This is a genomic window from Thermodesulfobacteriota bacterium, assembly GCA_040754335.1.
GTDB lineage: Bacteria > Desulfobacterota_D > UBA1144 > Nemesobacterales > UBA2774 > 2-12-FULL-53-21.
In genome coordinates this window covers 649,791-675,562 of the sequence record JBFMCV010000001.1, presented here as the reverse complement: position 1 = coordinate 675,562, position 25,772 = coordinate 649,791, and the positions used below count along the sequence as shown (strand labels likewise).

The following is a 25,772-nucleotide window of genomic DNA, read 5'->3' as shown; positions in this document are numbered from 1 at the left end:
TCCCCCTTTACGAAAGGGGGAAATGACACTGAATTGTGGGGGTGGGGCAGAGTGCACCGGAAGTTGTCCGAAAGATTACCGGGAGTTCACCGGATTACGGGTTTTGGGCTGAGAGATCATATATATCTACTAGCATACATATATTATATATCCATATACTACTCTTACGACCGGGAGAAGCGAAAGAGAGACCGCCACTACCATAAAATGTTTTCAAATGAGAGAAATCTTAAGGTACACCCCCACCCTGACCCTCCCCCCTCGATAGGGGGAGGGGAATAAATTTGAATAACGAGATTCCCGATCTGTGTCGGGAATGACAGAAATGCTGTCACTTCTGCTCGACATCGAGAGTGCGGAGGCGGTTGATCGCGGCTGCGAGCTCGATCTTCCTAAACTCGGCGTAGCCGCCCCATACCCTCGGGTTAATAACGTCGAGGCCGTCCCTCGCAATGTCCATCATCACGAGCGACGCAACTTCCCTGAGCGTCCTTTTGCCATCCATGTAGCGCCTCGCGTATTCTATCGCGTCTCCTATCGCCGCCGTCTGGCATATGTCGGCCAGCTGCTCGAGCGCGTGGATGTCGATCTTGTGCCTGCCGAACGATATGGAGCGGAGGCTCTTGGCGGATATCTTCACGTCTTTCTTCCCCTTCCTCGGGTCGAAGCTTTCGGAAAGCGGTATCCTCTCCTTTACCCTAAGGAGCGGGCCGCCCGCCTCCTTCTTCCTCTCGCTAGCGAACCTCCTGGCTATCTCTATAGCTTCCTTGGTGACGTCCGAGGGCTTGTACTCCGTCATGCAGATAACATGGTCTGCGACGTCGAAGTAGTCCCCGGAGCCGCCCATCACGAGCACGGTCGAGACCTTCTGGTCCGTGTAGAGGCTCCTCACCATGTCGATGAAAGGCGTGATGGGCTCCCTGTCCTTCGACACCAGCTCCTGCATCCTGTGATCTCTTATCATGAAGTTGGTCGCGGAGGTGTCCTCGTCTATAAGGAGAACGTGAGCTCCCGCTTCGAGCGATTCGAGTATGTTCGCCGCCTGCGACGTGCTCCCGCTCGCGTCGTCCGTCGAGAATGATTCGGTGTCTTTCCCGTACGGAAGGTTCGATATGAAGGGGGAAATGTCCACCTTCTCTATCCTGCGTCCGTCCTCTGCCCTTATCCTGACGGCGTTCGGGTTTGTGACGACGAACTCCCTCCCGTCTCCGGGGACGTGGTTGTAAATGCCCTGCGATACGGCCTTGAGCAGCGTCGATTTTCCGTGATAGCCGCCGCCGACTATGAGAGTGACTCCCTTGAGTATCCCCATCCCGGTGATCTGCCCCCTGTTCGGGAGCTCCACGTCCATCCTGAGCGAAGGCGGGGACTCGAAGGGGACGGCTTCCTCGGCGCTCATGGGCCCGGGGTCTACGCCGCTCGCCCTGGGGAGTATGCTCCCGTCGGCGATGAACGATACGCAGCCGAGGCCTTCTATCTCGTTCCTCAGGAAGTCCGCGTCCTCCGCCGTCTCGATGTGCTCGTAGAGCGCGTCTTTGTCGAGGTTCGAGAATATCATCGAGAACCTGACAATCCGGGGAAGCTCTTCGAAGAACATGGCCTCCGCATGTTTGCCGGCCACGGTGCGCCCGAAGGCGGGCAGCCCCATGCCGAACCTCGCTTCGGCGTAGAGGTGCGTGACGACTACGGAAGAGCGTTCGAGTATCTCCTGTCCGGGCCTGCTGATCGAAATCATGCCGCTCTTGCCGCTCCCCCTGTTTCCTATGGAGAACCTCTCCACGGCGGAATCGAACGCGCGGGCCAGAAAGTCCCTGAGCGCGGTCTCCCTGCTCTTCCCTGCGTAGGTATCCTTCGGAAACCCGGCCGCGTCCTGGTACACCCTGACGCGCACGCGGGTGGGGGACGCGAAGGGGTCCCCCTGAACGCGGTCTATGTAGAGCGTGAAGTCGTCGAAGCCGTACTCCCCCTCGATGTCCTTATACGAGGCGTAGCCCCTGCCGTCTATTATCCTGAGCGCTTCCCTGAGCTCCTGCGCGGTCTTCATCGATTCGAATGATATGATAATTTTCCGCGGCTGTCTATGAAAATTAGTGGGAATGCGTTGTTTGAAAAACAAATACAAAATCCACCCTAACCCTCCTTTACGAAAGGAGGGAATGAAAAGATAAAAGATGAGATTCTGAATTTTTGGATTCTTCAGGAAATCAACGTGGAACAGCAGCATTCTTGCTTTCTGCCTATGTCGTCCGGTTCTTGCTAATTCGGCTTCTGATTCAATAGTGCGGAGAGCAAATAAGGCTTGTGCACTCAACCGTTAGCGACCAGTTCTTCGCTTGCTCAGAACCGTTGTTCAGAACCGTAGTTCAGAATGACAGGCTTTATTCTAAGGTACCCCCTCACCCTTAACCCTCTCCACTCCGGGGGAGAGGGAAATAAATGTTCGGGTATTCACACACCTTCGGAACCGGCGGATGTCGTCTATTTTTCAGGGGAAAATCCTCCGTCCGGGTGCGGATATTAATAACCGTGAAAAGATATGGATTTAACGGAATAAATGTTGTATGTTGTTTGACTACTGGGGGATATAACACACCCCGGGTCGGAATTCAATTTCACGAAAGGAGGTATAGTATGAAGTCGATTTTGAGCAAGTTCTTTGTCATTCTATGCGCCGGAGCGTTCGTTCTGGGGCTAGCCGCGTGCAAGCAGGCCGAAGAGCCGGCAGAAGTGGAAGAGGTAGAAGAGGTCGAGGTTGAGGAGGCCGCTCCAGCCACGGACATGACGGACAGCATGGCCGAGCCTACGGTACAGAGCACTGTAGGGACGGAAGTCGAGGTTGAGGAAGAGGTAGAAGAGGTCGAGGTCGACGAAACGGCCCCGGCTTCTCCCGAAGCGTCCCCCGCGCAGTAACCTGCCCGCAAGAGCAATCGGCAACAGCATTGTTAACCGGCTTTCAGGCTGCTTTTGAATTGCAAAACATATTCAGGGGCGGAACGTATACGCGTGCCGCCCCTTTTTTATTTCTTATGCGATAGGGTGCTTTCCGTAATCCCTTGCACTCTCCCGCACCGAATCAGCCTTACTGTTAAAATAAAAGAACATTCGGTCTATAAAACTCTCGAGAAAAACATTTCAGTCCGACTCCCGATACAGCACGCTGCTGACCGGAAATTGACAGAAACAAGCCAATGGATGATAATCTTCAATAAAATGAAGAGGATATTAATTATCATAAACAAATATGATAATCATTACGGTAGTTGTTCCGTTCTATAACGCGGAAAAATATATAACTGGTTGTATCGAAAGCCTCATCACCCAAAGATTTCCCGCCGAGAATTACGAGATAATATTCGTCGACAATAACTCGACGGACCCGTCGTCTGACATTGTAAAGCGCTATCCGCGAATAAAGCTTGTTTCGGAGAGCAGGCAGAGTCCATATTCCGCAAGAAACAAGGGGATAGAGGAAGCCTCAGGACGGATTGTCGCTTTTACCGATCCTGATTGTGTCGCCTTTCCCGACTGGCTTGCGGAGATCGAGAAGGCACTGTCCGAGACCGAGGTTTTAGTGGTTCTGGGTCAAAATCTCATGGGGAACGATTCACTGCTCCTGTCAATGATACAAGACTACGAGAACGAAAAGGAGCTCTACACATTCAGCAGCGGTGACGGTAGCATATACTTCGGCCATACGAATAATATGGCGGTCAGGCGTGAGATTTTCGACGACCTGGGTATGTTCATCGAAAGAGAAAGGGGAGCCGACACTATTTTCGTCAACGGGGTTGTAAAAAAGTATTCCTCTCGTGCGGTGGAGTTCAGGGAATCGATGAAGGTGAGGCATATGGAGATCGAGAAACCGCTCGATTACTACAAGAAGGTTTTCACCTACGGCAGGAGCAGGAAACTGTACAAACACATTGTAAATATTCCCCCCATCTCATACTCGCAGAGATTATCGATATACAAAAACGTAATAAAGAAGAAACATTATTCGTTCCCCAAGTCCGCTATGCTCTTTCTTTTGCTCCTTGCGGGTGTTATCTTCTGGCAGGCGGGCGCCATGAGCGCCGGGGTTTATAACGAGCAATTAAATGTCCGGGATTAACTCCTCCCGGATAAGGCATGAAGCAATCGGTATGATACCTCGGGAATGTACGAATAGGACCGACGCTATGAAGACTGAGGTCAGCATCGTAATCGAATGGGAAAACGTGATACTTGCCGATATGGGAAGAAGTATCAACATGCTCGAACAGCTGAGGAAACAGATACCCGCCCTGGGGAGGAAGGTCGAAGTCATAGTTTTATTTAATCCCGAGCAGATAGAGAGGTCCCTGCTGGAAAATGAAGTGCTCGGGCGGCTCGAACCCGACGCGAATAACTCTTCGTTTTCACTAAGGGTCGAAGAGGCGTGCGGCAAGCACTATTATGACTTAAAGAACGAGGGCGTCAGGCTCGCCGGGGGCGATATAGTCGTCCTTCTCGACAGCGACGTAATACCCGACGACGGTTGGCTGGCGAACATAATCAAACCTTTATATGAATATGAACTAATTAAACTGGTCGGAGGGAATACGTACGTAGACTTCTATAGCTTATACTCAAAGGCTTTCGCCCTCTCCTGGTTTTATAAACTTCGCGTCCAGGAAAACCACGGCCTCGTAAGGAGTAACCTGTTCCATGCAAACAACGTCGCGTTCAGGAAAGAGATGATAATCACACATCCTTTCCCCGAGCTGCCGGAGGGCGTGACACGGAAGTCGTGCGTCATGCTCTCGAAACAACTGGAGCGCGAAGGGATACCGATATGGATTAATACCGCCGCGCAGGTCTCGCATCCGGCCCCGAACGGAATCAATCATTTCTTTATAAGGGCGCTCGCTCAGGGCCGCGACACTTTGTTGTACGATAATAATAATATGCTCGTAGTATTTTTAACGGACTTCTACGTAAAGAAAATTATTTCAAGCTGCATCAAAATCATTATTAACGGGAAAAAAGTTAATCTGCCCTTTTGGCAGGCCCCGATCGCGATGGGCATTATGCTCACATATTACACTATGGCGCTGGCGGGAGCCGTCATTACCAGGCTCAAGCCGGACTATGCGAAGGCCTCGTGGAGGATTTAATGACGATTTTGATATGACCGCATGGCTGCCTCTTACCTCCCTAGAAAACGGGTCAAGGACTCTCTGCTCCTTGTGCGGAGACCGCTTCAAAAATACGTTGCTCCTCTAAGAAATCCGAAAAGACATTAAAGCTGAAGAACCATTACGGTTATAGAGGAGGGTATTACATATTTTTCGCAGTATAAACTTCATTTGCTATGTTATACTGCATTTTTTAATCACTATGCGGAAATTCTCTGACTTCAGCATCAGTGATGAAGGCTCAACGAGAGGCGGGGGAGATTACTATGATGCAAAAATTAATGTTACGCACAGGTCTTGTGCTGATACTGACTATACTCGGCAGTACGGCACGCGCTCAGGATATTAATAAGATTAGTCCTGCGGAAGCGGAAGCCGTCGCGAAGGAAGCCTTCATATACGGCTACCCGATGGTGGAGAACTACAAGACCATGTTCGCATACGCCATCTACAAAGATAACCCTGAGTACAAGGCGCCGTTCAACCGGATTTACAACATAGCTCGCGTGTATACCCCCGAGGACACGACCGTAGTCACCCCGAACAGCGACACGCCTTACTCGTTCCTCTGGGCGGACCTGCGGGCTGAGCCGCTCGTGCTGGGGGTGCCTGAAATCGAAAAAAACCGTTATTATTCCCTACAGTTCATCGACCTCTATACCTACAATTTCGCCTACGTCGGCACCGCAGCCACGGGCAACGGCGAAGGCAAGTTCCTCTTGGCCGGGCCCGGCTGGAAGGGGGATGCGCCCGAAGGCGTGAAGGGAGTGATCCGGTCGGATACCGATTTCGTCCTGGTCGGCTACCGCACCCAGCTCTTCAACCCGGCGGACATAGACAACGTCAAGAAGATACAGGAGGGCTACACTGTAGAGCCTCTGAGCGAGTTCCTGGGCGAAGCTGCGCCGCCTGCGCCTCCGAAAATCGATTTCCCGGTCTATAATCCCGATAAGGTCGAGTCGCCCGGGTTTTACGACTACCTGAGCTTCCTTTTGCAGTTCTGCCCGACCGTGCCGGGGGACGAGGCAGCACGGGCGAAGTTTGCCCGGATCGGTATCGTGCCCGGAAAGCCTTTCGATACTGCCGGACTCTCCCCTGAGATGAAAAAAGCCCTCGAAGCCGGTATGGCCGACGGCATGAAAGCCATAGACGAGAAGGCAGCGGCTACGAAATCGGCGGCCGATCTGTTCGGCACCCGCGAGTTCATGAAGAACAATTATCTCAACCGTGCGGTCGGGGCGAAGATGGGCATATACGGGAACTCAAAGAGTGAAGCATACTATTTCCTCTGGACGAAGGACGCCGAAGGCAACATGCTTAACGGCGCGGACAGCCGCTACACCCTGACCTTCGGGAAAGGCGAGCTGCCTCCTGTCAAGGCGTTCTGGTCGGTAACGATGTATGACGGAAAAACCCAGCTCCTGGTCGCGAATCCTATCAACCGGTATTTGATAAACTCGCCTATGCTGCCTGAATTGAAGCTCAACGACGACGGCAGCCTGACAATCTACATACAGAAGGACTCCCCGGGAAAGGACAAGGAGCCCAACTGGCTGCCGGCTCCGGACGGGCCGATATATATGGTGCTGCGATGCTACTGGCCGGAGAAGGCCATACTCGATGGAGAGTGGAAGCTCCCGCCTGTCGTACGGGCGGAGTAGCGGTCGCGCCGCAGTCCAGACCGGGCATATCGGCCAATGTCGAGAGCCGGATTGCATCGCCTCCTTGTGCGTTGACTGCTTCAAAGATAAACTACCAGTCTATGAAATCCGAAAAGTCGTTCGAGGAAGCGCTCAGGGAGCTCAAGGAGATCATAAAGAAGCTCGAGAGCGGCAACCTCCCGCTCGAAGATTCCATCAAATTATTTCAGGAAGGGACCGAGCTTATCTCGTTTTCACATAAAAAGCTCAATGAAATCAGGAAGAAGGTCGAGATACTCGTCGAGAAGGACGGGGAGGCGGCTTTCGAGGATTTCGAGCCCGAGAGCTGATACCGGATGTCATTCGATATTAAAAACTATCTCCGCGAAAGGAGGGAGCTCGTGGACAGGGAGCTCGATGCGCTCCTTGCGGACGTGCAGAAAAGCCGGACGAAGCTGCTTGAATCCATGCGGTACAGCGCGCTCGCCGGGGGCAAGAGGCTCCGGCCCATACTCGCGCTCGCCGCGGGCGAGGCTGTTGGCGGAGACCCCGGGAAGGTCATACCGGCCGCCTGCGCGATAGAGATGATACACACCTATTCCCTCATCCACGACGACCTGCCCTCCATGGACGACGACGCGTTAAGAAGAGGAGTGCCGACTAACCACAGGGTGTTCGGGGAATCGACTGCGATACTCGCCGGGGACGCTTTGCTCACTGACGCTTTCGGGATGCTGGTCACGGAGGGGTTGAGAAGAGGCGTGAGCGCTTATGTGATCTGCGACGTCGTGAGGGATATCGCGCTCGCCGCCGGCTCTCAAGGAATGATAGAGGGGCAGGCCGTGGACCTCGCGCTCGCCGGCATGAAGGACGTGACTCTCCCCCAGGTGGAGCGCATGCACGCCCTCAAGACGGGGGCGATGATAAGGGTGTCCGTCACTTCGGGGGCGCGAATAGGAGGGGCCGACGAGAATCAGCTCGAAAGCCTCGCGTCATACGCCGAGTCGGTCGGGCTCGCGTTCCAGATTATAGACGACGTGCTCGACATAGAGGGGGAGGGGGACCTCGGCAAGGAAAGGGGGAACGACGAGAGGCACGGCAAGTCGACATACCCAGGCATTGCAGGGATCGAGGAATCGAAGAAAAGGGCCTCCGAGCTTACGCGGAAAGCCGTAAGCGCGCTCGAAGGTTTCGACCACAGGGCCGAGGCTCTCCGGCAGATAGCACTCTATCTCGGCTACAGAAACCACTGATGAAAAGGAATGGGAACCCCGGCGCTCCTCTCAAAAAGAGGCTCGACACGGAGCTCGTCGAGAGGGGACTCGCGAATACAAGGGCGAAGGCGCGCGCGCTTATCATGGCGGGCTCGGTCTACGTGGACGGCGTGAGGACAGACAAGGCGGGCGCGCTCATAAAGGAAGGCTCCGGTATCGAGGTCAGGGGCGCTCCGCTCAAATACGTGAGCCGCGGCGGACTAAAGCTCGAAGCGGCGCTCGTGGAGTTCGGCATAGACCCGGGCGGGATGACGGCCGTCGATATTGGCGCTTCCACCGGCGGGTTCACGGACTGCCTGCTTAAATCGGGTGCGGCGAAGGTGTACGCGGTTGACGTGGGCTACGGCCAGCTCGACTGGAGGCTCAGGCAGGACCCGCGCGTGATAGTTAAAGAGAAGCTCAACGCACGCTACATAAAGCCCGAGGACATAGGCGAGCCTGCTGACATTGTAACGATAGACGTCTCGTTCATTTCACTGTCGATGATAATCCCTCCCGCGCTCGCGCTGCTCAAGCCGGGTGGGGTGCTCGTCGCCCTCATAAAGCCGCAGTTCGAGGTCGGGAAGGGGGAGGTGGGGAGGGGCGGCATCGTGAGGGACGAGGCTAAGCACAGGGAAGTCGTAGGTAAGATCAGGGAGCTCGTCCAGGAACTCGGATTGGGAGTACTTGGCGTTATCCCGTCGCCTATTGAAGGGGCTGAGGGGAATAAGGAATTTCTTATCGCGGCTTTAGATGTCCAGTAATTCGTGGACACAGGTTGTTCCATCTGCATCAATCAAAAAGCAATATATTTTTCTTCTTTTCCTTTCCTGAAATGATCCTGAATCAAGTTCAGGACATGGTTCAGGACAGGGATGAAAAGAAGCACACACATAGTGTGTTTTATGATTGTTAAGCAACCACTGGCGCAAATATTATAATCGTAGAAATCGAGCAGAAGCGGAGATTAGAGATCGTATGCCTGCGAGTGCTCACCCGCACAGAATCCTGGCTAAAATATCTTATTACGGCTAAAATCTATCAATTCCTCGCGCAGTTCAACAGAAGTGATACCCGTTCAACCCTTCGACACGCTCAGGGCGAACGGGTTGGGTGCGGCGTTAGCTAAGCAGATGAGCCTGGGAAGAATCGAATATGAGCGCAGATTCTGCGCCGCCGATTCTGTGAATGCCGGGAAATACAAACACCCCTCATTACAGGTCATCCAGAGAAATTCCAGCCACGAATTGTTTCACATCTAGAGCAGCGGTTAAAGGGAGAGACGACTAGGGGGTTACTTGCTCTTTCCCCAGTCGGCTAAAAACCTTTCTAGACCTATGTCGGTGAGCGGGTGCTTGACGAGCTGCTTGAACACCTTGTAGGGCATGGTCGCAATGTCCGCTCCCATCTTGGCGGCCTCTACGACGTGGAGCGGGTGCCTCACGCTCGCGACGAGCACTTCCGTCTTTATATTGTAGTTGGCGAATATCTGCACTATGTCGCCTACCATCTCCATGCCGAACTCGGATATGTCGTCGAGCCTGCCGACGAACGGGCTCACGTAGGCGGCTCCGGCTTTCGCGGCGAGGAGCGCCTGGGATGGGGTGAATATAAGCGTCACGTTCACGTTTATGCCCTCGTCCGACACTATCTTGGTCGCCTTAATGCCGTCCTCGGTGAGCGGCATCTTCACGACAACGTGCTCGTGTATCCCGGCTAATTCCCGAGCCTCGTCGATCATGCGCTCTATGTCAGTGGATAAGACTTCGGCGCTCACAGGGCCCTTCACGATCTCGCATATCTCGCGCACGAGGTCCTTGAACCCCTTCTGCTCGCCTTCCTTTGACACGAGGGACGGGTTCGTGGTCACGCCGTCGAGGACGCCGAAGCTCGCGGCGTCCCTAATCTCGTCGAGATTCGCGGTATCGAGAAAGAATTTCATGACTCCCTCCGGAATTGGATTGCCGAGGAATATACCATAATTCGCCCGCGCAATGAAATGACGGGAGTCAACATGCCCGCAATCATTTGACAAACGGCCGAAACCCGGCAAAATATCCGGGATTATCCGCAGGAGGGAAGTTTATTAATGGCAAAGAGAATTAAATCGGGTATCAAGAAGCACCGTCAGAGCCTCAAGAAGAGAGAAAGGAACACGGTCGTAAAATCCGACCTCAAGACGCAGGTTAAGAAGATCAGCGCCGTGATCGAGAGCGGAGACCAGGCAGCCGCCGAGGCCCTTTTCAGGGAAACGGAATCCAAGCTGAAGAAAGCGGCTTCCAAGCGCGTGATCAGCAAGAAGACGGCGTCGCGCAAAACGGGCAGGCTCGCGAAGAGGATTTCCAGGTTATCCAAGGCAGCCGAGGCCCCCGCCCAGTAGTATCCCTTCATCCCCTAGCGCACAATTCGATTACGAGCTTCGTAAGGACGAAGCTCTTGGGCACGTAGCTCAGTTTGAGCTTCTTGTCGCACTCGGCGAGCGCGCCCATGATGCGCTCTATGTCCTCGTACGTGAATTTTTTGAGGTCCTCGCTCAGGTAGTAGAGCTGCCCGGGTGAGATTTTCAGCTCTTTCAGTATCTCGGATTGTCCGAGCCTCCTGTCCTGGAGCTCCTTCGCCCTCCAGATGAGCCTGAACCTCCAGCTTATGAGGCCGAGTATCGAGAGGGGCTCCTCTCCGGCGGCTTCAAGTTCCCCTAACACCCTGTGAGCCGTGCGCTTGTCCCTCCGGGATATGGCGTTTATGAGCTGGTATATGTCGGCGAACTTCGTCTTCTTCGTGAGGGCCTCGACATCTTCGGGGCCTATGGTTTTCCTGTCCCCTTTGTAAACGGAGATCTTGACCAGCTCGTTGTGTATTTCCTGGAGGTCCTCCCCGACGAGCCCGATGAGCGCGTCCGCCCCGGCGCGGTTGATCTCGTACCCTAGCTTCCGCGCCTCTTCCCTTACGGCCGTTACGGCGCCACCTTTCTCGAGGGAGAAGTCGAAGTAGGCCGCATTCTTCCCGCCGCCCAACTTCGGCTTCTTGCCTTCCCCGAATATGAGCACGAGGCAGGCTGACGGAGACGGGGAGGCTAGATACGGCTCGAGCGCTGCAAGCTCCTTCGCCGAAAGCTTGTCGGCGTTCTTCACGACAACGAGCTTTTTTTTCGAGAACATGGGGTATGTGCTCGCATTGTCGGCGATCTCCTTGCCTGACGCGCTCTCGCCGCTGAATACGACGTAATTGATGTCTCCCGAGGGGCCGAGGAGCTTTTCCCTGAGCCCGGCGACGGCCATGTCGATGAGATATGACTGATCGCCTGAGAATACGAGGACGGGGGCGGGCTCGCCCGAGGCGATGTAGCCCGCGAAGTCTTCCGCGCCTGATCTTGTCCCGGATTTCTGCTTCATGTTCGGATTGCCTGCGGAGGGGGAAGTTTAGACATAATCACGGCTCTACGGATAGAGTTTGAGTATATTCGAGTACTCGCGGCGAGGCAAGCGCGCTGGAAAGAGGCGCGGGATCGTTTAGAATGATAATGTTATGGACTCGGAGATAAAGTGCGTAATTAATTGGGAATACCTCGGGAGGGTCGGCTATGCGGACGGCCTCAGGCTCCAGAACGAGCGCAGGGAGATGCTGCGGAGGGAGCGTCCGGAGGCATGCGGGTATCTGCTCCTGCTCGAGCATAACCCGGTCATAACGGACGGCAGGTTCGGGAAGGGAGGGAATATTATCCTCCCGCCCGAGGAACTGGAAAAGCGCGGGGTCGAGACGTACAAGACCGAAAGGGGAGGGGACGTCACGTTCCACGGGCCGGGGCAGCTGGTCGCGTACCCGATAATAGACCTACGGGCGTTAGGCCTGGGGGCGAAGTCATACGTGCGCGCGCTCGAAGAGACGATAGTGCGGCTGCTTCAGGATTACGACATTAAGGGCATAACCATGGAGAAGCTCCGGGGCGTCTGGGCGTACGGAGGCAAGATCGCCTCCGTAGGGGTTTCGGTGAGTAACGGCATAACGATGCACGGCTGCGCGTTCAACGTGAACACGGACTTGAGCTGGTTTTCGATGATAATACCGTGCGGGCTCGAAGGGGTGATGATCACGTCGCTAAAGGACGTACTCGGCGAGGAGATGGATTTCGATGCGGTCACACGGGCGTTCGTACGCTATTTCGGAGAAGTATTCGGGGCGGAGATGAGGGAGGGGGTGTGAGGGGTGCTTTGCCGTTCTGTGCATGTCGGGAAAAGCTGCGTGCTTCGACAAGCTCAGCACGAACGGGTTTAAAATCAGAGACGGCGCCGTTGCTATTCGAGGAAAGCCTTTACGTCACGGCACGACGAAGAAACATTCGGCCACCTCGTCCTCTCCCTCAACGTTTATAATCCCGTCAAATCCACCGGTTTCGCCGAGGTGAAGATCTGTAAAAGTCCCCGGTCCGATGATGAGCATGTCGTCTATGTTGTAACGAACTTCCTCGCAATCGAACGATTCACAATCGACGAATTCGCAATTAGGTGTAAGCGGCGGAAACAAGTCCGCGTTAGCGGAGCTGCAGCTTATCCTGTCGCACGAATTTAGCATGGCATCCGCGAGGCAATCGGATTCGCGTACTTCTTCAATCGTGAAACAATCGAGCTCGTTATCGCCGTCGCAGCCTGCTATAAGAATTGTTAAAAACAGAATGCCGAGTGCTTTAGGCATATTCCCATCCTCCTGTTCGAGTCGGTCTGATGAATTACACGTATTTGGAGTATATCATAATTAATGGGTACAGTAAATAATGTAATATGGTCCTGTAAGATGTAAGGGGGCGTTGGAGGGGATATAGGTGTGAGGATGGGGGATCAAACAAGAGATTGACGCAAGAGTACTTAATTCCCTCCTTTGGAATAGGGAGGGTTAGGGAGGATTTTTTTTAAATCCCCCTTAATCCCCCTTTTTCTAAGGGGGGAAGATAAATAGCAAGCTCAGGACGAACGGGTTTAATATCGCGGCTGGCCTGTCCTGAATACTGAATCAAGTTCAGCGCAAGCTTGATTCAGGAAAGGCGCTCCTACAGAAGGGAGGTTCAAGTACGCCGGTCTTCCGGCTATCCGGCGGCTCATCCCCCGCAAATCTCGAGCGCGTTGAAGAAGTAGCCGATCTCGAAGGCGGCCGATTCGGGGGAGTCCGACCCGTGGACGGTGTTCTCCTCGATGCTCGTGGCGAAGTCCTTCCTTATCGTCCCTTCAGCCGCCTGGGCGGGGTTGGTAGCGCCCATTATCTCCCTGTTTTTGGCGATAGCGTTCTCGCCTTCGAGCACCATGAGCACGACAGGGCCTCTCGACATGAAATCGGTGAGGCTCCCGTAAAAGGGCCTTTCCTTATGCACTGCGTAGAACCCTTCCGCGTCCTTTTTGGTGAGCTTCGCCATCTTGAGGGCCGCTACCCTGAGACCGTTCTTCTCGAACCTGCTGATGACCTCTCCGATCACGTTTTTTTCTACTCCGTCGGGTTTTATAATCGATAATGTGCGTTCCAATTTCATGCCTCCAGGTGATTTTTAGCCCCATAATTCTTTCGGGAAAACCGGTTTTGTCAAATATGAGCTGCGCGGTCTGCGCCTTCCCTTGGCCATCCGGATGGGGTATACCACACATCCAGCCCTTTGAGGAGCAGAGCGACGTGGCGATCCTGCATTTTTCATGAGATTGCCGCGGCTCCTTCGGAGCCTCGCAAAGACAGACTTCGAAGGGAGAAAATCCTCTCGCCTGGCCGCACTGTTGCAATTTACGGCGATTTTTCAAAAAAACTTGCCCAATCGTCTCTAATACATGATAATTATGTAGGAGAGCGGTTTTTAGCGCCCGTCCGGGAAAGGGTGATGGAATCTGACGCGGAGGTGCCGGAATCAATTCATCATCATTCTCACCCCCTGAAAAAGGCTTAGTATTTCGTTATGCGCCGGATAACGGCGGCGCAATACCGTCCGCAGCCGAAGAGTCATCCGCATCGTCAGGGAAGGACAAACTCTATAAATATGATAAAGTTATTGCAGTACCCGCAAGGCCCTATGACCGGGCGCTGACGGAAGCGGAGAAGGGGAATTATGATCATACTGGATAAGAGGAAATACGAGCGGATAGTATCCGAGCTGATAGACGCCAAGGACATAAGGGAGCTCGCCGAGAGGTTCTCCCTGGACAGGGTCTATTACTACCACATACTTAAAGATATTTCCTCTGGTCAGCGCTCACCGAATTACAAGCTGCTCAAGAGCGTAGCCGCCAGGCGGAAGCTCAGCGAGGACTTCGTTATAGAGCAGGCGAAGTCGGTCCTCAACTTCTTCATCCCGTATTACCAGAGCTTCCAGCCGGAATCCCTCGACTACTACAAGGTGCTGAACGTCCCCCGCAACGCATCCGACGAGGAGATCAGGCGGAGCTGGATAGAGCTCATGAAGTCCCATCACCCCGACAAAGCGGGGGCAGAGGGGCTCGATACCTCGAAAAAGATAAACGAAGCGTATGAAGTCCTCAGCAACAGCGCCAAGAGGGAAGCGTACGACAACAAGCACCTCCCTCCCACGCCCGTCATAGTGCCTCAGAACGAGATGAGGAAATATTATTACGCGGCGTCCCTCATGGTCGTCGTGTTCCTGGCGGTCATGTACGCTTCGGGCTCGGGCCTTATATTCGAGTCAACGGAGGAAAAAGAGAGGCTAGCGCGGGAAATAGAGGCGCCCGAGCTCCCGAACACCGTTTACAAGGGCGACCTCGTCGATACGGAAAAGGTCGACAAGAGGATTTCCGAAATAAAGCCCATAGAGCCCGGGAAACCGGCCGGGGATGCGATTAACGCCGCCGAAGACGGGAAGGACTCTAAAACCTCCGTCGAGCCGGTAGTGACAGCGCCGGAGACGCCTGAAAAACCGGATGAGAGCAAGTCGGCGGAAGCGGATCAGTCAAGCGAGGCGAAGACCGAGATTGCCGGGGCCGGGACGGAAGACGCTTCACTACAAGCCGGGACCGATACCGCCCGGATCGCTCCGTCTGAGGGCGCCGAAGCTGTCTCAGCCGATAATGCTGATATAACCGCGCCTGTGGAGGAGCCTGACAAGGCTATAGAGATCACGGAAGTGACCATAGAGGAGAAAGAGGAGAAAACCGCATCCGCACAAGCGGATAACGCGAAGGATAAGACCCAGGCAAAGACCGGGGATGAGGCGTCCGAGCCTGAAACCAAGGAAGAAATCAAAGATGAAGAAATCAAAGATAAGGATGAAAAGCAAGAGTCACTCAAAGTAGCCGACGCGTCGCTTGAGAAACCTGCAGCCGAGGAGACGAAAGAAGTTTCTTCCGGCAAGGACTCTTCTCAGGGTGATGCGGAGATCGAGTCTCCGGAAAAAGAAGCCGCGCCAGAAGCCGGTTTAGCCGCAAAGACGGAAGAACCCGCGGAGAAAAAGGGCGAGGTAACGGAAATAACCATGCCTGAACCCGAAAAGAAGCCGGCCGACGGGGAATACTACACGGTGAGGAAAGGCGACTCTCTCTGGTCTATAGCGCATAAGTTCGATACGACGACTGACGAGCTTTCGAGGCTGAACGGCCTCGGGAACAACAAGATAGACATAGGGGACAAGCTCCTTATATCCGGGGAAGGCGTTCCCGTCGTCAAGCCGAAACCCGAAATTGCCGCAGCGGAGAAAAAGCAGGAGAAAGCCGGGCCTGCCCCGGTAGACCCGGCCGGGAAAGTGAAATTGCCCGAGCCTCTGATCACAGAGGTTGAAAAGCCTGCGAAGCAGCCGGTGAAATCGGATATTACGGAGGATTTCGACCCGAAAATCGCGACGTCCGCGGTAGCGATAAGAGACACGTCGCGAAGCGCGCCTGAACCCATACCCCCTGCCGTCGCACCACCCGACAGGAATTCGGTTTACGTATTCGTGTCCTCTTACGTTGCAGCGTACAAGAACAGGGATATAGACCGCGTCAAGGCCCTTTTCGCGCCCGATGCCGTCGAAAACGGGGTAGGCATCGCCAAGGTGCTGAATACGTACAGCTCGAATTTCTCCAAGCTCGACATCGTGAGCTACGAGGTAAAGGTCAACAGGGTCTCGCTCCAGAATACTCTCGGGCTAGTGCGGGGGGACTTCTACATCACGTTCAAGGACCAGCGCACGGGCGTGCTCAAGAGCTCGAGGGGGAATATAAACTGGAGACTCTTCTGGTCGGACGGCGGGTGGAAGATACAGGAGCTCACCTACAGGATAGAGCACACGGACACCGTAGGCGGGTGATCCCGGAAGGCGCCCGGCCTTTTATTAAATCAATCCCTCAATGCCTGCAAACCGATTAACTGTTCAAAAGACCGATTGTCGGGTAGCTTTTAACTTCTTTAAAACTTTAAATCGCCGGATTCAAAGTAAAAACGGTGCGCGGGCTTGCGGTCCGCAAAGGGAGGTTTGAGTTCCTTATGGGTACGATAGATCGAAAAAAGACCGATACGTCGCAGATGAGTCTTCCCAGGAGGATATGGGAAGGCTGGAAAAAGATCGCGAGGAAGATCGGGGACTTTAACGCGAGGGTGATACTCACCATATTCTATCTCGTCCTCCTCATGCCGTTCGCCATACTGGTCAAATTGTTTACGGACCCGCTGGAGATAAAAAAGAATGCAAAGACGGGCTGGCTGCAGAGGGAGGAAAAACCGGGCGTTTCTCCTATGGAGAGGGCGGTGAGGCAGTTTTAACGTGCGGTATTCCGGCGTTATTCGCGAAACGGAGCTTTTATGAACATACTTGGAATCTCATGTTACTTTCACGATGCGGCGGCCGCGCTCATAAAGGACGGCGTTCTCGTAGCGGCGGCCGAGGAAGAGAGGTTCAGCCGCATAAAGCACGACTTCGAGTTCCCCGAGAACGCGATAGATTTCTGCCTGAGGACAGGCGGCATAGAGACGGGCGACATCGACTACGTGATGTTCTTCGAGAAGCCGTTCATCAAGTTCGAGAGGCTGCTCCTCTGCTCTATGCAGACGTTCCCCCGCTCGATGAAGCTCTTCAGGGAGGCAATGGTCACGTGGCTCGGAGACAAGCTCTGGGTAAAGCACCTGCTGCTCAAGAAGCTCGGCGTGCCGGCGTCGAAAGTCCTCTTCAGCGAGCACCATTTATCCCACGCCGCGAGCGCGTTCTACTGCTCTCCTTTCGAGGAGGCGGCGGTTCTGACGGTGGACGGCGTCGGGGAATGGACTACGGCCGCTCTGGGGGTCGGCAAGGGGACCGACATAAGGCTTATAAAAGAGATAAGGTTCCCACATTCGCTCGGGCTCCTCTACAGCGCGTTCACGGCGTTCCTCGGCTTCGAGGTGAACGAAGGGGAGTACAAGGTCATGGGAATGGCTCCCTTCGGCAGGCCGAATCACGTGGACAAGGTCTACGAGCTCGTACACGTGGACGAGAACGGCGGGTTCGAGCTCGATATGGACTACTTCTCGTTCCATTACTCCTCGGAAAAAACTTTCAACAGTAAATTCGAGAAACTTTTCGGTACTCCCAGAGACCAGAAGGCGCACTTCTTTACGCCGGCGACGGGATATCCGTCGTACTTCGGGGATAAGCCTTCCAATTACGACGAGCTCGGTGCGCAGAACCAGTACTACGCCGACATCGCAGCGAGCATACAGGTCGTGACCGAGCAGATAATGCTCAAGATGGCGAAGTACGCTTACAGGGAGACGGGCCTCCCCAAGCTCTGCATGGCGGGCGGGGTCGCGCTCAACAGCGTCGCCAACAGGAAGATACTGTCGGACACCCCGTTCGACGAGATATACATACAGCCCGCGGCAGGCGACGGCGGCGGCGCAGTGGGGGCCGCGCTCTACGGATACCACGCGCTCCTCGGTCAGCCCAGGAAGTTCGTCATGGAGCACGCGTACTGGGGCGAGGAGCACAGCGCTTCGGTATCCGAGGATTTTCTCAAGGAGAACAACATCCCCTACGAGAAGATCGAGGACGACGAGAAGCTCATAGCGCGCGTCGTAGACGGGCTCACTCAGGGGAAGGTCATAGGATGGCACCAGGGGAGGTTCGAATGGGGGCCGCGCGCTCTCGGGAACAGGAGCATACTGGCAGACCCCCGGAGGGCCGACATGAAGGACATAGTGAACGTGAAGATAAAGTTCAGGGAGCCCTTCCGACCGTTCGCTCCTTCCGTGCTCGTCGAAAGGGCGGGGGATTATTTCGCTCTCGACCATCCGGAGAAGCACTACCCGGCCCGCTTCATGCTCTACGTGACGGACGTCCATGAGAACAAGCGCGACGTGCTGCCGGCGATAACGCACGTGGACGGGACGGGGAGACTACAGACCGTGAGGAAGGAATTGAATCCGAAATATTACGGGCTCATAGAGGCGTTCGGTCAGGCGACCGGAGTGCCCGTCGTGCTTAACACGTCGTTCAATCTCAAGGGCGAGCCGATAGTGAACACTCCCGGGGAGGCATTCAATTCGTTCAGCAAGAGCGGCATGGACATGCTCGTGCTCGGGAATTACGTCGTCGACAAGGACAAGCTGCCCTGATTGGCGCGGCTTCGCCGGATCATATAGAATAGAGATTAAATTATCCGGCATTTCGGAGGGAATATTCATATGTCGTTCCTAAAGGGCTTGACCGACAGGATGGGGATAGTGGGGGAGCTTCTCCAGTTTTTCATACAGAACAAATGGTGGTGGATCACGCCTATGATTATCATATTGATCCTGTTTGCATTCCTTATCATATTCGCCCAGAGCTCGGCGGTGGCTCCGTTCATATACACGCTATTTTAGGAGCAGGCCCGCGCCCGTAAGCTTACGGGCGCGGGGTCCGGCTTTCCTCCTCTCGGCGCGTGTCGTGCCGGCTTCGTCCTGCCGGGTCCGTTTACACACTTCTGTACATGGCAAGTAGTCGGGGGCAGGAGTTGTGACACAGGGGATGTGATGAAAGTTGCGGCTGCTCCGGATCGTTGTCTTCTTTGAGCTTTCTTAAGGACTTGGAATACATAAAAAAACATAAAATATTATCTTCTTTTCCTTGATGAAAAGAAGCACACACATAGTGTGTTTTATGATTGTTAAGCAACCACAGGCGTAAATATTACAATCGTAGAAATTGAGCGGTAGCTGAGGTTATGCATCGTGTGCCTGCGGGTTCTCACCCGCACAGAATCCTTGCGGAATTTACGCACTTCGACACGCTCAGTGCGAACGGGTTTGGTCGAGCAGGGTCGGTGAATAGGATCGTATGCCGGCGGGTGCTCTCCCGCCGCCGGATTCTGTGCATGTCGGGAAAAATAAATACCCCGTTCATTTCATGCTGTCCCGGAGATTTCCGGCTGTAAATTATTTATTATTTACTGCTTCGCCTGATTTATTATTCTTATTCGATTGAGTATACAGGTCGGCGAATAAGGGTATAGAATTAGGGAAAGGGGAAACTGTCGGTCGCATTAAATCAGACGACACAATAGGGGTTATTATTTACTCCGCTACAGTCATATGCGGCGGAGGGAGGATGCGGGACAACCGCGCGCGGAGCTTTACCGGGAACGTGAAGATATGAAGAAAGCGTTGATCAGCGGTGCGGCGGGACAGGACGGGTCTTATATGGCCGAATTTCTCCGGTCGATCGGGTACGAGGTGCACGCCATTGTAAACGGTTCGAGCAGGCACGGCGGATACGGAGACCGGGAGGGACGCGGGACCCCGGTCAGGCACCACCCCTGCGACACGTCCGATCCTGAACAGCTTACCAGGCTCATCCAGGATATATGCCCGGACGAGGTCTATCACTTCGAGTCGCGCGGCAGGATTTCCCTGAAGTACGATATGCACGAATTCTCAGGAGACATCACAGGGCTCAGCTCCCTCACTGTGCTGGAATCGATAAAGCAGAGCGGCGCCGGGTGCAGGTTCTGCCAGTCCTCGTCGGGCGAGATTTTCGGCTCTACTCCACCTCCCCAGAACGAGTCTTCCCCGTTCCGTCCGCACAGCCCCTACGCGTGCGCCAAGCTTATGTCCCACCTCTCTGCTGTGAACTACAGGGAGGCGCACGGCCTCTTCGCCTCAAGCGGCATCCTGTTCAACCACGAATCGCCCCGGAAGGGGGAGATATTCGTTTCGAGGAAGATAACGAGCGCGGTCGCCCGTATCAGGGCTTGCGAACAGAAATATCTCATTCTCGGGGACCTCAGGCCGGAGAGGGACTGGGGCTACGCGCCCGAGTACGTTGAGATGATGTGGAAGATACTCGAGAACGGCACCCCTGGGGACTACGTTATAGGCACAGGCGAGTCGCACACCGTGGGCGAGTTCGTCGAGGAGGCGTTCTCGTACGCGGGACTCGACTGGGAGGAGCACGTGAGGATAGACCCCAGGTTTTTCAGGCCTACCGACTCGAGGGGGTTCCGGGCGGACTATACTAAGGCGAAAAACGAGCTCGGCTGGGAGCCCCGGATAAGGTTCAGGGAGCTCGTGAGGATCATGGTCGACGCCGACATGAGGGCGCTCGGACTCGAGCCGCCGGGGGAGGGGGACAGGGCGATCAGGGAGAGTTTCCCGGAGGTCTGGTGGGAGACCGAGTAAGAGGCAGTCAGGGGTGTGAAGGTCGGGTAATGCGTTGAGTATGCCGCATGCAGGAAGAACAGGACGGTTATCGCGGCTGGAAGCCGCTCTTACAGAAAAATGTCACCCCCATCCCAACCTTCCCCCCTCAAAGGGGGAAGGGAAATAAAGGATAGGGCGAACAAATTTGGATTGAGCTTAGATGGCACGGAAGGATCATATTTGAGCGCACATTGTGTGCCGCCGGATTTACCGGTAGAAAATATCGGAGGCGAGAAAATTGCAATGTTGCTTGTAGGAGAGAGCGACCGATTCCTCTAATTTGTCTTCAGTAGCGTTGGCATGTTGGATAATACGTTCGTGCCTTCAGCCAAGAGTGACCAATTTCTCGCTAGCTCGGAATTGTTGCTCGAAATCGTTTGTGAATGTCGGAAAGACACCGTCCTTCGACTTCGCTCAGGACAGGCTCGCAGATCGATATTGTCCTTGCTCCGTTATTTGGCGAAAGCTCCGGAGTGACGGAGCAATTATATATGAGCGCAGATTCTGCGCCTCAGGACGAACGGGTTGGGTTTCGTTGCCGGTTTAAGCGGAAGAGATGAGGAAAGGCTGTGCATGAGATATAGATAAATTTTGACCTTTTCGTATTTTCACATAAACTCTTGTCCGAAAATTCATCTGTTACAGAGAATACTTACCGAGAGGTAAAGAGGAGGCTTTAATGCAGAGATTTGTTATACCTCACAACCACGAGATAACGAAGGAGGACAGGCGGAAGCTGAACGGGCACGGCTCCGTGATACTATGGTTCACGGGGCTCCCGAGCGCCGGTAAATCCACTCTCGCGAACGAGGTCGAGAAGAAGCTTATCTCAACGGGCGTGAGGACGTTCATACTGGACGGAGACAACGTAAGGATGGGGCTTTGCAAGGACCTGGGGTTCTCGGAAGGCGACAGGGCCGAGAACATAAGGCGCATAGGGGAGGTGTCGAAGCTCTTCGTAAACGCAGGATGCATAGTGCTTTCGGCGTTCGTCAGCCCCTACAGGAGGGACAGGGACGCCGTGAGGGCGCTCGTCGAAGACGGCGAGTTCGTCGAGATATACGTGAAGGCCCCTCTCGAGGTATGCGAGCAGAGGGACGTCAAGGGGCTCTACAAGAAGGCGAGAGAGGGCGTTATAAAAGGGTTCACCGGGATCGACGACCCATATGAGGAGCCGCTAAACCCCGAGATAACCATAGAGACCGACAAGGTGAGCCTCGCCGAGGGCGCCGAGCAGATACTCGGCTACCTCTCCGGCAGGCATGTGCTGAATTCGAATTAGCCGGGCAGGCGGCGTTGCATGCTCGCAGTTAAGGACGGTGCGGAATGAGGAAAAGAATCCTCGTAACCGGCGGGGCGGGGTTCATAGGGTCCCACCTCTCGGAAAGGCTGCTCGCGGAGGGGAACGAGGTCGTGTGCGTCGATAACTTCTTCACGGGGTCGAGAGAGAATATCAAGCACCTCCTCCGGAACCCCTATTTCGAGGTGCTGAGGCACGATATCTGCTTCCCGCTCTATGTAGAGGTCGATGAGATATACAACCTCGCCTGCCCCGCGTCCCCCGTGCATTACCAGTTCGACCCTGTGCAGACGACCAAAGTGAACGTCTCGGGTTCGATAAACATGCTCGGCCTCGCGAAGAGGCTCAAGGTCAAGATATTCCAGGCGTCCACGAGCGAGGTCTACGGAGACCCCGTCGAGCACCCCCAGAAGGAATCCTACTGGGGCAACGTGAACCCCATAGGCCCCCGCGCCTGCTACGACGAGGGGAAGAGGTGCGCGGAGACACTCTTTTTCGATTACCACCGCCAGCACGGGATTCAGATAAAGGTCCTCAGGATATTCAATACCTACGGCCCGAGAATGCACCCTAACGACGGGAGGGTCGTGAGCAACTTCATCATACAGGCCCTCCGAGGCGAGGACATAACGGTATACGGCGACGGCTCTCACACGAGGTCGTTCTGCTACGTGGACGATACGGTGGAAGCGATAATAAGGATGATGGGGAGCCCTGACGGGTTCACGGGCCCCGTGAACGCCGGGAACCCGGACGAAGTGACAATACTCGGGCTCGCACGAAAGATCGTCGAGATAACCGGCTCGCCGTCGAAGGTCGTCTTCAGCGACCTTCCGGAAGACGACCCCCGGAGAAGAAAGCCCGACATATCGCTCGCGCGCAGCGCGCTCGGCTGGAATCCGGAGATCAATATAGAATCAGGGCTCGAGAGGACGATCGATTATTTCAGGTCGCGCCTCGGCCCCGGGACGTAACGACGCTTACGGAAGCGCAGCCAGGCTGCGACTTCACCCGGCGGATTTATACGGACGGTCCCGTCACAACCGAGCCGATTGACGGTTTTCACCTCATGCTGACAAAAATAGTCTTGACTTTTTGCAAGCGGTTGTATTATCATTTAAATACCGATCCTAGGACTGTTGATTTATCTAAATGTCTGATATAAAAGCGAAAAACAAGTTAAAGCACACTCAATTATCGAAGCTCGCCGGGGAGATGGCAGAAAGGGCCAGGAGGGCTTCGCTAGTACTAGCCAAGGCCGGCACAGCCCCCAAGAACGACGCGCTCCTCCGTATGGCCAGGGGCATGACGGAGCGCGCCGGGTACATAATCGGGGAGAATAAAAAGGACGTGGAAGAGGCCCGCGCGAAGGGTCTCCCTGAGGCCATGATAGACCGTCTCAGGCTCACCGAAGACCGCCTCGGCAAAATTGCCGACGGGCTTGTCCAGGTATCGGCCCTGGAAGATCCCGTCGGGGAGATAGTCCGTATGTGGAAGCGACCCAACGGGCTCCTCGTGGGAAAGATGAGGATACCGCTCGGCGTGATCGGGATAATATACGAATCGAGGCCCAACGTAACGGCCGACGCGGCCGGTCTCTCGGTCAAATCGGGGAACGCGGTCATTCTAAGGGGAGGGTCCGAGACGCTCAGGTCGAATATAGCGATCGGGGAGGTGCTGAGGGAATCCTTGAGCGCGGCCGGCCTGCCCGAGGACGCGGTGCAGGTAATACCCGTCACCGACAGGGAAGCCGTACTCGAGATGCTCAAGCTCGAGGAATACATCGATCTTATAATACCGAGGGGTGGCGAGGGGCTCATCAGGTTCGTCGCCGAGAACTCGAGGATTCCGGTGCTCAAGCACTACAAGGGCGTATGCCATATCTTCGTCGACGAAAGCGCCGACCTCGATATGGCCGGGAGGATATGCGTGAACGCCAAGGTGCAGAGGCCGGGCGTATGCAACGCGATGGAGACGATGCTCGTGCACGAAAAGATTGCGAAGAAATTCCTGCCGTCCGTCGCGAAGAAGATGGAAGACGAAGGCGTCGAGCTGAGGGGCTGCGAGAGGACGAGGAAGATACTGCCCGGAATAAAGAAGGCCCAGGAGGCCGACTGGCACGAGGAATACCTCGACCTTATACTGAGCGTGAAGGTGGTGGATAATATCGACGAGGCGATCGGCCATATAGAGAAATACGGCTCAATGCACACGGAGTCCATAATCACTGAAAATTACACGAATTCGCAAAAGTTTATAAACGGCGTAAATTCATCGACCGTCCTGGTGAACGCGTCCACGCGTTTCAGCGACGGCTATGAGCTCGGGCTCGGCGCGGAGATCGGCATAAGCACGTCGAAGCTCCACGCGTTCGGCCCCATGGGCGCGCTCGAGCTGACGACGACGAAGTTCGTCGTCTTCGGAGAAGGGCAGATTAGAGAGTAGTGCCATCTAAATCAGAGGAGGATGGAAAGTGAGAAAAGCAAGACTGAAAAGCAAAACCCTTCCTGCGTCCGAACGCAAGACATCGAGAAGCGGGTCGATTGCCAAGAAGAAAGAAAAGAAGAAAGAGAATTTCACCGGCTCCGACTACGATAATTTCAGGGAGGAGCTTGAGAGCGTGCCTCAGGAGGAAGAGTTCCTTATAGAGATAGACGAAAAGGTGCTGGTAGAGCTCTCGGAAACGGAGATAGACATTAAGGACGAGAACCCCGAGGACGAGTCCGAGGAGGGAGGGAAGCAGTTTACCCCTGACGAGGAATTCAGGCTCCTTCAAGTTTATTTTAAGGAGATGGGGATGGAGCCGCTACTCACGCCGAAGGAAGAGATAGAGGTATCGGCGAAGATAAAGCGGTGCGAAGCGAAGGCGGCCGAGATGAGGTCGCTCCTCGAGAGCGTCTTTCAGAAGCGGCTCGGCAAAGCGCTCGAAAATACGATCTCGGAAGTAGAAGGGCTCAAGCGCAGCCACATAGCGAGGCGGCTCAAGACAGCGAAAAGGCTGAAAACGGCCCTCAGAAAATTGGACAGAGAGGCCGCGAAGAAGAGCATAAGGCGTTCGACGCTTCTCTCGAAAGTCTACATGATGCGCGCGAGGAGGTTCAAGGAGCGCTTCATAAAGGCGAACCTGAGGCTCGTCGTGAGCATAGCGAAGAGGTATATGAGCAGGGGGCTGCCGCTCCCCGACCTCATACAGGAAGGCAACGTAGGGCTAATGAGGGCGGTCGAGAGGTTCGACCACACGAAGGGCTACAAGTTCTCGACATACGCGTCGTGGTGGATACACCAGGCGATATCCCGCTCGCTTCTCGACCAGACGAGGACGATCAGGGTCCCCGTGTACGTGCTCGAGCAGGCGACCAAGGTGCACAGGATAAGCTCCGCGATGAACAAGGAGATGGGAAGAAAACCGCTCCCCGAGGAGATATCGAGGAAGACGGGCATCTCGGTCGAAGGCGTGAAGAGGGTGCTCGAAGCGACAAAGGAAGTGGTGCAGCTCGACTCGCCCGTTCTCGACGGCGAGAAGACTACGCTGCTGGACTTCATACAGGACGACGTTTCGGGATCGCCTGATTACGCGGTCGCAAAGGCCACGCTCACGTCCAAGATAAAAGACGCCCTTTCCACGCTCACACCCCGCGAGGAGCAGATACTGAAAATGAGGTTCGGAATAGGGTTCGAAACCACATTCACGCTCGACGAGATAGGGAAGCACTTCAGGCTCACCCGCGAGCGCATAAGGCAGATAGAAAAGAGGGCGCTCGAAAAGCTCGAGGATTCCGACGTGGGAGCGATTCTTAAAAGCTTCATAGAGTAG

At 54.8% G+C, this 25,772-nt stretch carries 23 protein-coding genes; 18 read left to right on the top strand and 5 right to left on the bottom strand.

From position 1 onward, the window contains the following. Positions 1-331 precede the first annotated feature (331 nt). Positions 332-2,044, bottom strand: coding sequence for an ABC-ATPase domain-containing protein (locus AB1598_03185; GenBank protein ID MEW6144003.1), 1,713 nt, complete (start codon positions 2,042-2,044; stop codon positions 332-334). A gap of 587 nt (positions 2,045-2,631) precedes the next feature. Here AB1598_03185 and AB1598_03180 point away from each other — a divergent pair. The 7 genes from AB1598_03180 (at position 2,632) to AB1598_03150 (ending at position 8,813) form a co-directional block, all read left to right on the top strand. Further along, positions 2,632-2,910, top strand: a complete 279-nt coding sequence (locus AB1598_03180; protein ID MEW6144002.1) for a hypothetical protein — start codon at positions 2,632-2,634, stop codon at positions 2,908-2,910. A gap of 331 nt (positions 2,911-3,241) precedes the next feature. Further along, the gene (locus AB1598_03175) at positions 3,242-4,111 is read left to right on the top strand and encodes a glycosyltransferase (protein MEW6144001.1); all 870 of its coding nucleotides are present in this window, start codon (positions 3,242-3,244) and stop codon (positions 4,109-4,111) included. 67 nt (positions 4,112-4,178) lie between these two features. Further along, positions 4,179-5,135 carry a glycosyltransferase gene (locus AB1598_03170; GenBank protein MEW6144000.1) on the top strand — a complete coding sequence of 319 codons (957 nt, stop codon included), beginning with the start codon at positions 4,179-4,181 and terminating at the stop codon, positions 5,133-5,135. A gap of 287 nt (positions 5,136-5,422) precedes the next feature. Then, a complete protein-coding gene (locus tag AB1598_03165) occupies positions 5,423-6,817 on the top strand; it encodes a DUF1254 domain-containing protein (GenBank protein MEW6143999.1) in 1,395 nt (464 codons plus the stop codon). Positions 6,818-6,918: 101 nt separating this feature from the next. After that, the gene (gene xseB / locus AB1598_03160) at positions 6,919-7,146 is read left to right on the top strand and encodes an exodeoxyribonuclease VII small subunit (protein ID MEW6143998.1); all 228 of its coding nucleotides are present in this window, start codon (positions 6,919-6,921) and stop codon (positions 7,144-7,146) included. 6 nt (positions 7,147-7,152) lie between these two features. Further along, entirely contained in the window at positions 7,153-8,049 is an 897-nt protein-coding gene (locus tag AB1598_03155) for a polyprenyl synthetase family protein (protein MEW6143997.1), read from the top strand. Then, on the top strand, positions 8,049-8,813 hold the full coding sequence (locus AB1598_03150; GenBank protein MEW6143996.1) for a TlyA family RNA methyltransferase: 765 nt from the start codon (positions 8,049-8,051) through the stop codon (positions 8,811-8,813). Before AB1598_03155 ends, AB1598_03150 begins: the two co-directional genes overlap by 1 nt. Positions 8,814-9,343: 530 nt before the next feature. Here AB1598_03150 and fsa read toward each other — a convergent pair. After that, positions 9,344-9,991 carry a fructose-6-phosphate aldolase gene (fsa, locus tag AB1598_03145; protein ID MEW6143995.1) on the bottom strand — a complete coding sequence of 216 codons (648 nt, stop codon included), beginning with the start codon at positions 9,989-9,991 and terminating at the stop codon, positions 9,344-9,346. Positions 9,992-10,138: 147 nt separating this feature from the next. Here fsa and rpsT point away from each other — a divergent pair, with 147 nt between their 5' ends. After that, on the top strand, positions 10,139-10,429 hold the full coding sequence (rpsT, locus tag AB1598_03140) for a 30S ribosomal protein S20 (protein MEW6143994.1): 291 nt from the start codon (positions 10,139-10,141) through the stop codon (positions 10,427-10,429). Between the two features lie 7 nt (positions 10,430-10,436). Here rpsT and holA read toward each other — a convergent pair whose 3' ends face one another. Next, a complete protein-coding gene (gene holA / locus AB1598_03135) occupies positions 10,437-11,441 on the bottom strand; it encodes a DNA polymerase III subunit delta (protein ID MEW6143993.1) in 1,005 nt (334 codons plus the stop codon). A 133-nt stretch (positions 11,442-11,574) separates the two neighbouring features. On the opposite strand from holA, the gene lipB reads away from it, so the two are divergent. Then, positions 11,575-12,249: a lipoyl(octanoyl) transferase LipB gene (gene lipB / locus AB1598_03130; GenBank protein ID MEW6143992.1), complete on the top strand. Its 675-nt coding sequence runs from the start codon at positions 11,575-11,577 to the stop codon at positions 12,247-12,249. Between the two features lie 114 nt (positions 12,250-12,363). Here the strand turns inward: lipB and AB1598_03125 are convergent, their stop codons facing one another. Both AB1598_03125 and ndk read right to left on the bottom strand, forming a co-directional pair. After that, complete coding sequence (locus AB1598_03125) at positions 12,364-12,738, bottom strand: hypothetical protein (protein ID MEW6143991.1); 375 nt, start codon at positions 12,736-12,738, stop codon at positions 12,364-12,366. Positions 12,739-13,138: 400 nt separating this feature from the next. Continuing rightward, complete coding sequence (gene ndk, locus AB1598_03120; protein ID MEW6143990.1) at positions 13,139-13,564, bottom strand: nucleoside-diphosphate kinase; 426 nt, start codon at positions 13,562-13,564, stop codon at positions 13,139-13,141. Positions 13,565-14,125: 561 nt separating this feature from the next. Here ndk and AB1598_03115 point away from each other — a divergent pair. The 9 genes from AB1598_03115 to AB1598_03075 all read left to right on the top strand — a co-directional run bounded on the left by AB1598_03115 (position 14,126) and on the right by AB1598_03075 (position 25,772). Beyond that, positions 14,126-16,315 (top strand): DnaJ domain-containing protein, encoded by a 2,190-nt coding sequence (locus AB1598_03115; GenBank protein ID MEW6143989.1) that lies wholly within the window; start codon positions 14,126-14,128, stop codon positions 16,313-16,315. 176 nt (positions 16,316-16,491) lie between these two features. Continuing rightward, positions 16,492-16,767, top strand: coding sequence for a hypothetical protein (locus AB1598_03110; protein ID MEW6143988.1), 276 nt, complete (start codon positions 16,492-16,494; stop codon positions 16,765-16,767). A 39-nt stretch (positions 16,768-16,806) separates the two neighbouring features. Then, entirely contained in the window at positions 16,807-18,594 is a 1,788-nt protein-coding gene (locus AB1598_03105) for a carbamoyltransferase (protein MEW6143987.1), read from the top strand. A gap of 69 nt (positions 18,595-18,663) precedes the next feature. Further along, the gene (locus tag AB1598_03100) at positions 18,664-18,843 is read left to right on the top strand and encodes a DUF5989 family protein (protein MEW6143986.1); all 180 of its coding nucleotides are present in this window, start codon (positions 18,664-18,666) and stop codon (positions 18,841-18,843) included. Between the two features lie 768 nt (positions 18,844-19,611). Further along, positions 19,612-20,637: a GDP-mannose 4,6-dehydratase gene (locus tag AB1598_03095; GenBank protein ID MEW6143985.1), complete on the top strand. Its 1,026-nt coding sequence runs from the start codon at positions 19,612-19,614 to the stop codon at positions 20,635-20,637. Between the two features lie 700 nt (positions 20,638-21,337). Continuing rightward, positions 21,338-21,940, top strand: coding sequence for an adenylyl-sulfate kinase (gene cysC / locus AB1598_03090; GenBank protein MEW6143984.1), 603 nt, complete (start codon positions 21,338-21,340; stop codon positions 21,938-21,940). Positions 21,941-21,984: 44 nt separating this feature from the next. Next, positions 21,985-22,932, top strand: coding sequence for a UDP-glucuronic acid decarboxylase family protein (locus tag AB1598_03085; GenBank protein MEW6143983.1), 948 nt, complete (start codon positions 21,985-21,987; stop codon positions 22,930-22,932). Between the two features lie 241 nt (positions 22,933-23,173). Beyond that, positions 23,174-24,403 carry a glutamate-5-semialdehyde dehydrogenase gene (locus AB1598_03080; protein MEW6143982.1) on the top strand — a complete coding sequence of 410 codons (1,230 nt, stop codon included), beginning with the start codon at positions 23,174-23,176 and terminating at the stop codon, positions 24,401-24,403. A 28-nt stretch (positions 24,404-24,431) separates the two neighbouring features. Next, complete coding sequence (locus tag AB1598_03075; GenBank protein ID MEW6143981.1) at positions 24,432-25,772, top strand: sigma-70 family RNA polymerase sigma factor; 1,341 nt, start codon at positions 24,432-24,434, stop codon at positions 25,770-25,772.

Coding starts and splice junctions, on each gene's coding strand:
- xseB (MEW6143998.1), top strand. CDS start 6,919: ATGAAATCCGAAAAGTCGTTCGAGGAAGCGCTCAGGGAGCTCAAGGAG.
- ndk (MEW6143990.1), bottom strand. CDS start 13,564: ATGAAATTGGAACGCACATTATCGATTATAAAACCCGACGGAGTAGAA.
- AB1598_03115 (MEW6143989.1), top strand. CDS start 14,126: ATGATCATACTGGATAAGAGGAAATACGAGCGGATAGTATCCGAGCTG.
- AB1598_03170 (MEW6144000.1), top strand. CDS start 4,179: ATGAAGACTGAGGTCAGCATCGTAATCGAATGGGAAAACGTGATACTT.
- AB1598_03165 (MEW6143999.1), top strand. CDS start 5,423: ATGATGCAAAAATTAATGTTACGCACAGGTCTTGTGCTGATACTGACT.
- AB1598_03155 (MEW6143997.1), top strand. CDS start 7,153: ATGTCATTCGATATTAAAAACTATCTCCGCGAAAGGAGGGAGCTCGTG.
- AB1598_03095 (MEW6143985.1), top strand. CDS start 19,612: ATGAAGAAAGCGTTGATCAGCGGTGCGGCGGGACAGGACGGGTCTTAT.
- AB1598_03185 (MEW6144003.1), bottom strand. CDS start 2,044: ATGAAGACCGCGCAGGAGCTCAGGGAAGCGCTCAGGATAATAGACGGC.
- AB1598_03085 (MEW6143983.1), top strand. CDS start 21,985: ATGAGGAAAAGAATCCTCGTAACCGGCGGGGCGGGGTTCATAGGGTCC.
- AB1598_03175 (MEW6144001.1), top strand. CDS start 3,242: ATGATAATCATTACGGTAGTTGTTCCGTTCTATAACGCGGAAAAATAT.
- lipB (MEW6143992.1), top strand. CDS start 11,575: ATGGACTCGGAGATAAAGTGCGTAATTAATTGGGAATACCTCGGGAGG.
- cysC (MEW6143984.1), top strand. CDS start 21,338: ATGCAGAGATTTGTTATACCTCACAACCACGAGATAACGAAGGAGGAC.
- AB1598_03110 (MEW6143988.1), top strand. CDS start 16,492: ATGGGTACGATAGATCGAAAAAAGACCGATACGTCGCAGATGAGTCTT.
- AB1598_03100 (MEW6143986.1), top strand. CDS start 18,664: ATGTCGTTCCTAAAGGGCTTGACCGACAGGATGGGGATAGTGGGGGAG.
- AB1598_03080 (MEW6143982.1), top strand. CDS start 23,174: ATGGCAGAAAGGGCCAGGAGGGCTTCGCTAGTACTAGCCAAGGCCGGC.
- AB1598_03150 (MEW6143996.1), top strand. CDS start 8,049: ATGAAAAGGAATGGGAACCCCGGCGCTCCTCTCAAAAAGAGGCTCGAC.
- rpsT (MEW6143994.1), top strand. CDS start 10,139: ATGGCAAAGAGAATTAAATCGGGTATCAAGAAGCACCGTCAGAGCCTC.
- holA (MEW6143993.1), bottom strand. CDS start 11,441: ATGAAGCAGAAATCCGGGACAAGATCAGGCGCGGAAGACTTCGCGGGC.
- AB1598_03105 (MEW6143987.1), top strand. CDS start 16,807: ATGAACATACTTGGAATCTCATGTTACTTTCACGATGCGGCGGCCGCG.
- AB1598_03180 (MEW6144002.1), top strand. CDS start 2,632: ATGAAGTCGATTTTGAGCAAGTTCTTTGTCATTCTATGCGCCGGAGCG.
- AB1598_03125 (MEW6143991.1), bottom strand. CDS start 12,738: ATGCCTAAAGCACTCGGCATTCTGTTTTTAACAATTCTTATAGCAGGC.
- fsa (MEW6143995.1), bottom strand. CDS start 9,991: ATGAAATTCTTTCTCGATACCGCGAATCTCGACGAGATTAGGGACGCC.